Genomic DNA, 10818 nt, shown 5'->3' on the forward strand with positions numbered 1-10818 from the left:
GTCGGGCGTCATCGCGACCGGAGCCGCCGCCGGCGCCGCCCTTGCGGCCTGCGTGGCCGGGTTGTCCAGGACGTCGCCGGTCGCGAAGGGCATGCTGACGGGCCTGGCCGCGGCGGTGCTCTACGCCCTCGCGCTGGAGCTGGTGTGGCTGCCCCTGCGGGCGGCGCTGCCGTGGCTGATCCACATGATCATCCTGGAGCGCATGCTGGAGGCCGCGCTGATCGCCGCGCTGGCCACGGCCCTGCTGGCCCGCCTGCTGCCCGTCCGCGGAGAGCCGGCCCCGGTCGCCGGCGTGCCCGCACCGGGGTGAGACCGGCTGTTCATGGCTGGCGACCGTATCGGCCGGGGCCGGCATTCCGTGCGGCCCGGCGGTTGGGATGATGAGCGCATGGACGCCCCCATCCCCGTCGACACCGATGCCTGGCCGCGCCGGCAGCACTTCGAGCACTACCGCCGGGCCGTCCCGTGCACGTATTCGATCACGGTGGAGATCGACGTCACCGCGTTCGCGGCGGCGCTCGGCCGGTCGCGGCGCAAGTCCTACCTCGCGCAGGTCTGGGCGATCGCCACGGTCGTCAACCGGCACGACGAGTTCAGGATGTGCCTGACCGCCTCCGGCGACCCGGCCGTCTGGCCCGTCGCGCATCCGGCGTTCACGGTCTTCAACCCCGAACGTGAGACGTTCGCGTGCGTGTGGGCGCCCTACGACCCCGACTTCGCCGCCTTCCACGACGTCGCCGCTCCCCTGCTCGCCGAGCACGCCCGCGCCACCGACTTCTTCCCGCAGGGGGCGCCGCCGCCCAACACGTTCGACGTGTCGAGCCTGCCGTGGACGTCCTTCACCGGGTTCAACCTCAACATCGGCGACAACTGGGACCACCTCGCCCCCATCTTCACCCTCGGCCGGTACACCGAGCGCGACGGCCGGGTCCTGCTCCCCCTCGCACTCCAGGTGCACCACGCCGCCGCCGACGGGTTCCACTCCGCCCGGCTCGTGAACGAGCTGCGGACCCTCGTCGCGGACCCGTCCTGGGTCGACCGGAGCCCGGCCTCCTGAACCAGCGCTGACCTCCGCCCCCGCCCCGGCCCTTGCGGCCACGGGCCGGGGGCGCGCTTCGCCATGCCCCGAATCTATCGTTCTAAATTGCTACGTTCGTTTTTCATGCGATAGTTTTGCATGCGAAAGAGAGGTGGCGTCCATGACGAGCGAAGCCGACCCGGCCGATGCCGGGCGACACGTCGACGTACTGATCATCGGTGCCGGCCTGTCCGGCATCGGCGCCGCATGGCATCTCCAGCGGCGACCCGGCAGGACCTACGCGGTGCTGGAGGCCCGAGACCGTCTCGGCGGCACGTGGGACCTGTTCCGCTATCCGGGCGTCCGCTCGGACTCCGACATCTTCACCCTCAGCTACGCCTTCCAGCCCTGGCGTGGCCGCAAGTCCCTGGCCGACGGCGACGCCATCCGCCGCTACATCGAGGACACCGCCCGCGACCACGGCATCGACCGGCACGTCCGGCACCGGACCAAGGCCCTGTCCGCCGACTGGTCCTGGGAGCGGCGCCGGTGGACGGTGCGCACCACCCGCGGGACCTGGACGTGCTCGTTCCTGTACGTCTGCGCCGGTTACTACGACTACGACCACGGCCACCAGCCGGAGTTCAAGGGCGCCGAGGACTTCGGCGGCCGGTTCGTGCACCCGCAGTTCTGGCCGGACGACCTCGACGTGACCGGCAGGAGCACCGTGGTGATCGGCAGCGGGGCCACCGCGGTCACCCTGGTGCCGGCGCTGGCGAAGCGGGCGGGGCACGTCACGATGGTGCAGCGCTCCCCGACCTACCTGACCTCCCTGCCCGACGTGGACCCGGCGGCGGGGCCGCTGCGCCGCCTGCTTCCCGCGCGTACGGCCCACCGGCTGCTCCGCGCCAAGAACGTCCTGAGCAGCCGGCTCACGTACTGGCTGAGCCGGCGCTACCCGGAGCAGACCAAGCGGCACCTGCGCAAGGGCATCCAGCGCTACCTGCCCGACCCGGCCCTCCTCGACCGGCACTTCACCCCCCGGTACCAGCCGTGGGACCAGCGGCTGTGCGTCGTCCCCGACGGCGACCTGTTCCGCGAGGTGGCCGCCGGGCGCGTGTCGATGGTCACCGACCGGATCGCCCGTCTCACCGAGCACGGGATCGAGCTGGAGTCCGGGCGCACGCTGGAGGCGGACGTGATCGTCTCCGCGACGGGCCTGTCGCTGATCCCCCTCGGCGGGATCGCCGTGTCGGTGCAGGGCCGCCCGGTCGACCTGGCCGAGACCACCGCCTACCGCGGGCTGATGCTGAGCGGCGTGCCCAACCTGGCCTTCTGCGTCGGTTACACCAACGCGTCGTGGACGCTGCGGGCGGAGCTGTCCTCCCGTTACGTCGTCCGGCTGCTCGACCACATGCGGCGGCACGGCCTGACCACCGCGATGCCCGCGCTGCCGCGCGACGTCGCCCGCCGTCCGCTGCTCGGCCTGACCTCCGCCTACGTCCAGCGCGCGGCGCACCTGTTCCCGCAGCAGGGCGACCGCGCGCCGTGGACGGCCGGCCAGAACTACCTGACCGACCGGCTGCGGTCGGCGTTCCTCGACGTCCGCAAGGGGATGATCTTCGATGGGTGAGCAGTACCGGGTGGTGGCCCTGGGCGGCGCCGGCGCGATGGGCAGGCCCGTCGTCGAGGCGCTGGCCGGGCGGCCGGACATCGCCGACCTGGTGATCGCCGACCGCGACACGGCCGCCGCCGCGCGGCTGTCCGTCAAGTACGCGAACGCCTCGGCCGCGACCGTGGACGCCGCCGACCCGGTCCGGCTGCGCGAGCTGTTCCGCGACGCCGACCTGGTCGTCAACACCACCGGCCCGTTCTTCCGGCTCGGCGTGCCGATCCTGCGGGCGGCGATCGAGAGCCGTACCCACTACGCCGACATCTGCGACGACTGGGAACCGACCCTGGACATGCTCGCCATGGACGCCCAGGCGCGGGACGCGGGCGTGACGGCCGTGATCGGGGCCGGCGCGAGCCCGGGCACCAGCAACATGCTGGCCGCGCTGGCGACCCGTGAGCTGGACACCGTCGAGAGCGTCCACACCGCCTGGCCGGTGGACGTCCCGTTCGTCGGCGACGACCCCGCCGACGCCTCGGCGGGCGGGGAGTCGGCCGCCGTCGTCCACTGGATGCAGCAGTTGTCCGGCACGATCCGCGTCTGGGCCGGCGGCGCGCCCGCCGAACGGCCGCCGCTCAAACCCGTCAGGCTCGACTACCCGGGGCTGGGCCCCGGCACCGCCTACACCGTCGGCCATCCCGAACCGCTGACGCTCCCGGCTACCTGCTCGATCACGGGCGACTCCGCCTGCGTCATGGTGGTCAGGCCGGAGACGGCCGCGTACCTGATGACCCTGCGCGAGGAGATCGATCGGGGCGGGCTCTCCCTGGAGCAGGCCGCGGCCGCGATCGAGCGCCCGACCGCGGGCCGCTTCGCCCGCTCCGCCGTGCGCCGGCTCTCGCTGCGCGGCCCCGGCTCGCTGCCGCCCTTCTTCGCGCTGGCCGCCGGCGTCCGGGACGGCCGGCCGTGCCGGATCGGCGCGCGGCTGATCGGCTCGCCGCGCGGGATGGCCAGGGCGACCGGGGTCCCGCTGTCGCTGGCGGCGGCGCAGATCCTCGACGGCTCGGTGCGCGCCGCCGGCGTCCATCCCCCGGACGCCGTGCTCGACCCGGAGAGGTACTTCGCGCAGCTGGCCGTCCACTGCGACCCGCCGTGCGCCGGCCGCGACGAGGTGGTCACCGTGGACCGGACCCCGTGACCGGCGCCGATCGCCCGCTTCCGGGGGTCCGCGGCGACGTCGGGCCCGGCTGGGAGCCGGTCCGCCGCGCGTTCGCCGCGATGCGGCACCTCAAGACTCGTGGGCAGGTGTCTGGCGTGTGCGGTGAGCCCCTTGTGCTGCATGACGGCTGACCAGCTCCGCTCTTGACGTGGCGTGGCGTCTTGGCCGCTCTACGTTGAGCGGGCCATCTTGACGGCTGAGATCAGCAAGACGACGGTCGGGGCAGGGATGAGGACCAGGTCCGGGGTGACGCCGAGCAGTCGGCCGTCCCCTCTGGGTCAAGCCGCGGGCCGCAGGTGCTGCCGAGCCCATTCCTCGAAGCTGGTGAGCGGAAGGCCGAGGTCCCTGGCGTACTGCGGGCGGGCCGGCTGGCCGGCAATGTTCATCCACTCGTGCGAGGCGCCCATCGCCGGCATTCCGGCGGCGAGTGCCTGTTCCTCGGTCATGTCCGGCGCGGGCAGGTGCGTGCCCAGCGCGCGGGAGAGAACCTCGGCGACCTCCGTCATGGACAGATGGTCACTCGCCAGCTCAAGCTCGACCCCGTGGAACCGCTCCGGCTCGGCGATGGCTGCGGCGGCTGCCCTGCCGATGTCGTCCACCGCGGCGAGGGACAGCCGGGTGTCCGGCTTCACGACGCTCACCAAACCGCCTTCCACACCCCGCGGGAACAGGAAAGCCATGGACGGCAGGAAGTTCTCCATGAAGAAACCCGGTTTGAGGATCGTCCAGCGGGAGAAGCCGGCCGCACGGACCCGGTCCTGGATCGTGCTCTTGGCTCCCAGGCTGGCGTCCAAGGAGCCCCAGCGGCCTGCGATCCAGCCGGGAGCCTGGGTGTGCTGACCGGCGCCACTGGTGGAGGTGTGCACGAACTGCGGCACTCCCGCAGCCTGCGCGCCCTCGATGAGGTTGACGGCCTGGGCCACCTCTCCGTCGAAGTCGAAACCTTCGGCGGCCAGGGCGGGCATCTGAACGGAGAAGACGGCGCGGACACCCGTGGCGGCCCGCACCACCGAATCGCGATCGTGGAGATCACCGGTGACCAGATCGGCGCCCAGCGCCTCGACGGCCTTGGCTCGTTCGGTGTCGGGGTGACGCACCAGAGCGCGTACGGGTACGCCTGCGGCGAGCAGGGCTCGGGCGGTGGCGCCGCCCTGCCTGCCGGTGGCGCCGGTGACCAGGACGGGTGCGGGATGTGCGGTCATCGGGCTCCTCAGAGCTATAAACGGCGGGGGCCGCCGCTTTCTGTGCGATAAGATATGGCGGGCCCCGCCATTTAGCAACCCCGGAGATGACGCCCATGCCCGACCGCCAGCGCGCAGACGCCCGGCGCAACTATGCGCGCATCCTCGCCGTGGCCGAGGAGGAGGTCGCCGCGTACGGGGCAGGCGCCTCCCTGGAACAGATCGCGCGCATCGCGGGGGTCGGCTCGGCCACCGTGCGCCGCCACTTCCCGACCCGCCGGGCGCTGCTGGAGGCGGTCTCCCATCGACGCATCGAGGCCCTGGCCGCCCGTGCCCGCGAGCTGACAGGCAAGGGCGACAGCCGTGACGCGCTCCTGCAATGGCTCAGTGACGTCGTCGCCTACTGTGTCGCGGCCCGAGGGCTGGCGGCGGCACTGGCCTACGACGGGGCCGAGACCGACCCCGTACACGAGAACACCTGTGCGGCGATGATGGCGGAGGCGGGGAACCCCCTGCTGCAGCGCGCCATGCAGGACGGGGCGGTGGCGGAAGGCGTCACCGTCGCCGACCTGATCGCGCTGATCGTCGGTGTCGTCCTGGCGACGGAGCACCACCCTGACCCGGCGGCCCGCGCGGACCGGCTGTTCCAGCTGGCCGTGGCGGGGGTGAGCCCGCGGGGCTGAGAGGCCTTCATCGGTGACAAGGGCTGCGTGACCGGCGCCGTCAGGGCGCAGGCCCGCGAGGACAACAGGACCGCCGGGGACCGCGTCGCCCCTCCCTGGGACCGAACGCCAACGGAAATGGGTGCCGTTCGTCTTCAGGGAGCCTACGAGGGGTCGCCCCCGGACGCGCAGGGCGGGCACGGCGGCCCGAACCCGGGAGGCGGCTCCCGTGACGAGCACGACCGGCGTTTCCCCATCACGAGATGATCGCCTGCGACGTCGAGGGCAGCGCCGGCCCGATCGCCCGCCGGGCGCCCGGGGTGCGCCCGTGTCCCCAGCCGATCTGCCGGCGGTATCCGCCCAGCAGCCCACGCTCGGCCAGTTCCGTCACATCGGGCGGCTCCGGGAGCGGGTGCGCGGCCGGGGCCACGTAGAGGGCGTCCACCGGGCAGTACGCCTCGCACATGAAGCACGTCTGGCAATCGCCCTGCCGCGCGATCAGCGGCACCCCGTCGTCCCCGCGTACGAACACGTCCGTCGGACAGGCCTCGACGCACTTGTCGCAGGCGATACACCGGTCGCGCAGCACGATCTCGATCACGACGCCACCGCCAGCGGCCACCCGGTCTCCGGCAGCACCCAGACCTCGTCGAGCCCACCGGAGATCAGCCGGTGGTGCTGGGCGGGGTCGGAGCCGGGGTGGTCGGCACGCTTGTGCATGCCGCGGCTCTCGGTCCTGGCCAGCGCGCTGGCGTACATCCATCGGGCGTGGGCCGCCATCGCGGCGGCCGAGCGGGCGCGCACGACGTCGGGGCCGTCGGCGTACAGGCCCTGCCTGGCCCGCTTCCAGGTCTCGTCGAGCGCTGCCAGCGCGGGCGCGAGCCGGTCGCCGTGGCGCAGGTAGTTCTTCTCGTACGGCAGCACCTCGGCCTGGACCGCCTCGATGATCTCGCGATGCCCGGCCGGGTCGCCGCCGGTCGGCCGCAATCCGGCGCCGCCCGCCCCGCGCACGGTCCGCGTGGCCGCCTGAGCGCCCAGAGCACGGGCGTGACGGGCCGCGGCCTGCCCCGCCCAGGTGCCGGAGGACATCGCCCAGGCCGCGTTGTGGCTGCCGCCGCCGGTGAAGCCCCCGCAGATCGGTTCCCTGGTGGCCGCGTCGCCGGCGGCGTACAGGCCCGCGACGGAGGTGGCGCAGTCGTAGCCGGTCAGGCGGATCCCGCCGGTTCCGCGTACGGTCCCCTCCGCCAGGAGCGTGACGGGGAAGAGCTCGGTGAACGGGTCGATCCCCTGCCGGTCGAAGGGCAGGAAGAAGTTGGGCTGAGCCAGCCGCATCGCCTGCCTGATCCCCTCCCCCGCCTGGTCGAGGCGGCAGAAGACGCGCTCGGACAGCAGCGCCCGCGCGATCACCGACCGGCCGTGCGTGCTGCCCGCCCCCTCCAGGACACTTCCGTCGGCATGGTAGAAGGTGGCGTAGGAGTAGAAGGCGGTCTTGGTCACGGAGGTGAACTCCGGAGCGATCGCGTAGGCGTTGGAGAACTCCATGCCGGACAGCTCGGCCCCGGTCTCCGCCGCGAACAGGGCGCCGTCGCCGGTGTTGACGTCACAGCCGAGCGCCTTGCTGAGGAAGGCGCAGCCGCCGGTGGCCAGCACCACCGCGCCCGCGCGCACCCGGTAGGAGCGATCGTGCTGCCTGCGGTGGCCGGCCGCGCCCGCGACCGCGCCGTCCGCGTCCACCAGCAGTTCGGTGACAGGGCTGTGGTCGAGCACGCGCACCCCCGAGCGGCGCGCGCGGATGCGCATGCGGCGCATGTACTCCGGGCCCTGCAGGCCGCGCCGGATCTGCCCGCCGTCCTCACCCACCGGGAAGGGGTAGCGGCTCACCTCGGCCAGCTCGTTCATGTTCGCGTACGTCTGGTCCAGGACCCGGGCCATCCAGGCGCGATCGGAGAGGTACCCGCCCAGGGCCTCCCGGGAGGCCATCGCCGCCTCGCGGGAGGCCGGGTCGGGATCGACGTACCAGACTCCGGTGCCGGCGGCAGCAGTGGCGCCGCTCGTGCCCAGGTAGCCCTTGTCGACCAGGACGACGTCGGCGCCCGACTCGGCTGCCTTGACGGCGGCCCAGGCGCCGGCCGGCCCGCCGCCGGCCACCAGGACGTCTGCGATGAGATCCAGATCGGTCATGACTCCCTCCTCATGGGAGATCCGCAGGGCGCGAACGCCCAGTGGGAGGCCACCCCCTCGTACGGGCAGCGGGTGTGCGTCTCGGTCGGCTCCAGCAGGTCGAACCGCACGTCATCCGGCGGGATGTGGTCGCGGGTCGGCAGGCCTGTCTCGAACAGCAGCACCGCGTGACGGGTGTCCGCGACCACCTGCCCGCCGATCTCGACGACGACATGCCGGGAGCTGGGGATCGGGTCCACCCGCTCGTACGGGTCACGCGGGTGCACGAAGGTCTCTTCTTCCTCCTCGCACCAGTGGTCGAGCACCACCTCCGGATGCCGGAACCACGCGAACGCCATGTGGTCGGGAAGCTCCGGACACCGCCAGACGGCGTCGCGCACGATCGCGTCCCCGACCGCGAGGCCGTAGCGGACGCCCGGGGGCTCCCCGGCGTCGCGCAGCAGGTCGGTACGCACGTCACGAGCGGGGAAGGCGTACCCGGGCATGTCAGGCCTCCGCCGGCTCGGCCACATACGGGCGGCCCTCGCGCCACGCCGCGACCTGGTCCGGCCGGCCGAACACCTCCAGATACTCCTCGACCTGCCGCTTGGCCTGGTCCCGCGACCACCCGGCGCGTACCCGCGGACCGGCGGCCGTTCGTCCGCTTGGTGAGCATGTGACCGGAGAACGGCGGTGGAGGGGAGCCCGCGCGCAGGGTCCCGCCGCGTCGGGGTGGCGCGGACACCGCGGCGTCGGCGTCCGCACCGGACTGCAGGGCCCCGCCGTCCGCGCCGGTCAGCGGAGCACCGCCACCTGCACCACAGGCGGCCGGCAAGAGCGAGAGGGCTCCCCCTCCTGTCCCGGCGAGCAGGACCCGCCTGGTGAGATCGGTGGCCCCCGGAAGGGCGGGCCGGTTGAAGGGACGGGGGTATTCCCTCATGGGTGCTCCTTCACGACAAGCTTCAACCCACTATTCAGGTAGGAATACTCGGATGTCAACCCTTGGAGACGCCAACGCCGTCCAGCCCGCGAGGACGGCCCGTCACGGCCGGTCGCCGGACTTGCGCACCCTTCCCGACGCCTCGGCGACCCTCCGGAGGAGGCCGGGGAGCGCGCGCGAAGAACCTCCGCCGGCGCGTGCTGGAGCACCGACGCCTGGAGAGGCGAGACGACCAGCCCTGCGGCGGCGACCTGGCACGTGGCGCACACCGCCGGCAGCACGGGCAGGCCGGCCCGGAGAGCGAACAGCCCGGCGAGACCGCTCGCGAGCATGGCGCACGCCGACAGCGCGAGCCCTGCCGAGACCGTGTGGCGGCCGAAGGCCCCCGCCACCCGCCAGGTCAGCGCGGAGCTCGCCGCCATCGCCGCGGCCGCGGGCAGCGTGACGGCCGCCGCCGCGAACGCCGACAGCCCGAGGCCCCTTCTGCAGGAACACGGCTTCCCGCCCCGGATGTCGCCGTTCAGCAGGGAATTGTCGAGCAAGGTGGTGAATCCGCCGGCGGCGCAGGCGACCAGGACTCGGCGCCCAGCGGCGGCGAAGCCCGTGGTCACCGGAACGGCTCCGGAGCCGGAGGTCTGTGGGCGGGGGTCGTGCTCCGTGACATCGGCGGGTTCATCCTGCGGGGGCTCAGCCGACGATCCGCTTCTCGAAGCAGGTGGAGTAGGTCATCGAGGTGTAGGGCGGGAAGATCGGGATGCGGGTGTAGCCCTCCCGCTCGTACAGGCGGACCGCGTCAGGCTGGCGGTCGCCGGTTTGCAGGATGACGCGTCGCGCGCCCAGCGCGCCCGCGGCCTCCTCGGCCGCGGCGAGCAGGGACCGCGCCACCCCGCTCCCCCGATGTGACGGGGCCACGTACATCCGCTTGAGCTCGACCTCGTCGCCGAGGCGGCGCAGCAGCACGTGCCCGACGGGCCGCTCAGCGTCGAAGGCGATGCCGGTGAACAACACGGATTCCGCCCGCACAGCCATCCCGGCGGGAAGGTGGCCGGGGTCGGCCGCCAGTCTGTCGGCGTAGCGCCGGCCCATCTCCTCCCGCATGGCCGCGCGCAGCGCCTCGGCCGCCGGATGGTCATAGGGCAGGGATCGGACGGTGAACGTGGCGTTGTCCATGGTCATGCGTGCCCTCCCGTACGTGTTGCTCACCGGTGACCGGTTCACGGGGCTCGGCACCCTGCTGGTCGTGGAGCCGCTCCACCAAGGCGTCGAAGTGCTTGTGCCGGTCGGACAGGCCCTTCCCGAACGCCTCCCATCCCCCCGGGAAGGGACCCGACCCCACCCCCATCTCGAGCCGGCCGCCGCTGAGCTCGTCGAGCGTCGCCGCGTCCTCAGCGATCTTGAGCGGGTCCTCCAGTGGCAGCACCAGCACGCCGGCGCCCAGCCGGATCCGCGTTGCCGTCATCTCAAGCACCGCGAGATCTACGCCGAGACCTCCACCCGTTACCGCACCCCGCAGGCCCGGCTGCTGGAGGGCGCGATGTGGGAGGCGGTCAAGGACGATGTGCCGACCGCGCTGAGCCTGCCCGAAGACCCTGACGCGCTGCCGGCCGGCCACGTGGCCGCCCCACCGGCATGGCGGCCACAGTGCGAGGTGCCTGCCGGAAGAGCGCCGCTACCAGCCTCAGATCAGCCTGGACATCAGGCCGGTCGTAGGTTGCTGGGTCAGCTTCGTCCAGGTCGTCCACCAGAGCGGGGCAGGCCAGGTGCGTGAGGCGCCACAGCAGCCCGGCGGACATGCGGATCGGCTCCCCGGCATTCATCGTCGGTGTTCCCCGGTCCCGCGCCGTTCCAGTTCGGCGCGGCCCGCGTCGGTGAGCACCGTCTTGCGCGCCGTGCCGTGATGACCGCTCGGCTCCCCGACGTCGATGAAGCCGAGGGCGACCAGGGCGTCCACGTCGGGCTGGTTCAGCCCGTACTCCGGGATGTCTTCGTACGAGTCGTACAGGACCAGGCTGCCGTGCTCGGCCAG

Annotated in this window: 13 protein-coding genes; 5 read left to right on the top strand and 8 right to left on the bottom strand. The window is 72.9% G+C overall.

The window, feature by feature from the left end; genetic code table 11:
* From ACWCSD_RS37490 to ACWCSD_RS37505, 4 genes are all read left to right on the top strand, one after another.
* Window positions 1–310, top strand: a 310-nt coding sequence (locus tag ACWCSD_RS37490) for a hypothetical protein (RefSeq protein ID WP_449922071.1), incomplete at its 5' end; no start/stop codon positions are given.
* Window positions 311–388: 78 nt separating this feature from the next.
* Window positions 389–1057, top strand: coding sequence for a type A chloramphenicol O-acetyltransferase (gene catA / locus ACWCSD_RS37495; protein WP_449922073.1), 669 nt, complete (start codon window positions 389–391; stop codon window positions 1055–1057).
* Between the two features lie 142 nt (window positions 1058–1199).
* Entirely contained in the window at window positions 1200–2651 is a 1452-nt protein-coding gene (locus ACWCSD_RS37500) for a flavin-containing monooxygenase (protein WP_397157964.1), read from the top strand.
* Window positions 2644–3828, top strand: coding sequence for a saccharopine dehydrogenase family protein (locus tag ACWCSD_RS37505; RefSeq protein WP_397157966.1), 1185 nt, complete (start codon window positions 2644–2646; stop codon window positions 3826–3828). Before ACWCSD_RS37500 ends, ACWCSD_RS37505 begins: the two co-directional genes overlap by 8 nt.
* A gap of 299 nt (window positions 3829–4127) precedes the next feature.
* Here ACWCSD_RS37505 and ACWCSD_RS37510 read toward each other — a convergent pair whose 3' ends face one another.
* The gene (locus ACWCSD_RS37510) at window positions 4128–5051 is read right to left on the bottom strand and encodes an NmrA family NAD(P)-binding protein (protein WP_397157968.1); all 924 of its coding nucleotides are present in this window, start codon (window positions 5049–5051) and stop codon (window positions 4128–4130) included.
* A 95-nt stretch (window positions 5052–5146) separates the two neighbouring features.
* On the opposite strand from ACWCSD_RS37510, the gene ACWCSD_RS37515 reads away from it, so the two are divergent.
* Window positions 5147–5713, top strand: coding sequence for a TetR/AcrR family transcriptional regulator (locus ACWCSD_RS37515; protein WP_397157970.1), 567 nt, complete (start codon window positions 5147–5149; stop codon window positions 5711–5713).
* A 235-nt stretch (window positions 5714–5948) separates the two neighbouring features.
* On the opposite strand, the gene ACWCSD_RS37520 is transcribed toward ACWCSD_RS37515, so the two are convergent.
* The 7 genes from ACWCSD_RS37520 to ACWCSD_RS37550 form a co-directional block, all read right to left on the bottom strand.
* Window positions 5949–6293, bottom strand: coding sequence for a ferredoxin family protein (locus ACWCSD_RS37520; protein WP_358295486.1), 345 nt, complete (start codon window positions 6291–6293; stop codon window positions 5949–5951).
* Window positions 6290–7873 (bottom strand): FAD-dependent oxidoreductase, encoded by a 1584-nt coding sequence (locus ACWCSD_RS37525; RefSeq protein ID WP_449922078.1) that lies wholly within the window; start codon window positions 7871–7873, stop codon window positions 6290–6292. Before ACWCSD_RS37525 ends, ACWCSD_RS37520 begins: the two co-directional genes overlap by 4 nt.
* The gene (locus ACWCSD_RS37530) at window positions 7870–8358 is read right to left on the bottom strand and encodes a DUF427 domain-containing protein (RefSeq protein ID WP_449922080.1); all 489 of its coding nucleotides are present in this window, start codon (window positions 8356–8358) and stop codon (window positions 7870–7872) included. Before ACWCSD_RS37530 ends, ACWCSD_RS37525 begins: the two co-directional genes overlap by 4 nt.
* A 430-nt stretch (window positions 8359–8788) precedes the next feature.
* The gene (locus ACWCSD_RS37535) at window positions 8789–9403 is read right to left on the bottom strand and encodes a hypothetical protein (protein ID WP_449922081.1); all 615 of its coding nucleotides are present in this window, start codon (window positions 9401–9403) and stop codon (window positions 8789–8791) included.
* Between the two features lie 76 nt (window positions 9404–9479).
* A complete protein-coding gene (locus tag ACWCSD_RS37540; protein WP_397157978.1) occupies window positions 9480–9968 on the bottom strand; it encodes a GNAT family N-acetyltransferase in 489 nt (162 codons plus the stop codon).
* The gene (locus tag ACWCSD_RS37545) at window positions 9922–10260 is read right to left on the bottom strand and encodes an LLM class flavin-dependent oxidoreductase (RefSeq protein ID WP_397157980.1); all 339 of its coding nucleotides are present in this window, start codon (window positions 10258–10260) and stop codon (window positions 9922–9924) included. The genes ACWCSD_RS37540 and ACWCSD_RS37545 overlap by 47 nt, the downstream gene beginning before the upstream one ends.
* 345 nt (window positions 10261–10605) lie before the next feature.
* A partial coding sequence (locus ACWCSD_RS37550) for a hypothetical protein (protein WP_449922084.1) occupies window positions 10606–10818 on the bottom strand: 213 nt, incomplete at its 5' end.

It is taken from the genome of Nonomuraea sp. NPDC001684, from assembly GCF_053596515.1.

Coding starts and splice junctions, on each gene's coding strand:
- catA (WP_449922073.1), top strand. CDS start 389: ATGGACGCCCCCATCCCCGTCGACACCGATGCCTGGCCGCGCCGGCAG.
- ACWCSD_RS37500 (WP_397157964.1), top strand. CDS start 1,200: ATGACGAGCGAAGCCGACCCGGCCGATGCCGGGCGACACGTCGACGTA.
- ACWCSD_RS37505 (WP_397157966.1), top strand. CDS start 2,644: ATGGGTGAGCAGTACCGGGTGGTGGCCCTGGGCGGCGCCGGCGCGATG.
- ACWCSD_RS37510 (WP_397157968.1), bottom strand. CDS start 5,051: ATGACCGCACATCCCGCACCCGTCCTGGTCACCGGCGCCACCGGCAGG.
- ACWCSD_RS37515 (WP_397157970.1), top strand. CDS start 5,147: ATGCCCGACCGCCAGCGCGCAGACGCCCGGCGCAACTATGCGCGCATC.
- ACWCSD_RS37525 (WP_449922078.1), bottom strand. CDS start 7,873: ATGACCGATCTGGATCTCATCGCAGACGTCCTGGTGGCCGGCGGCGGG.
- ACWCSD_RS37530 (WP_449922080.1), bottom strand. CDS start 8,358: ATGCCCGGGTACGCCTTCCCCGCTCGTGACGTGCGTACCGACCTGCTG.
- ACWCSD_RS37540 (WP_397157978.1), bottom strand. CDS start 9,968: ATGACCATGGACAACGCCACGTTCACCGTCCGATCCCTGCCCTATGAC.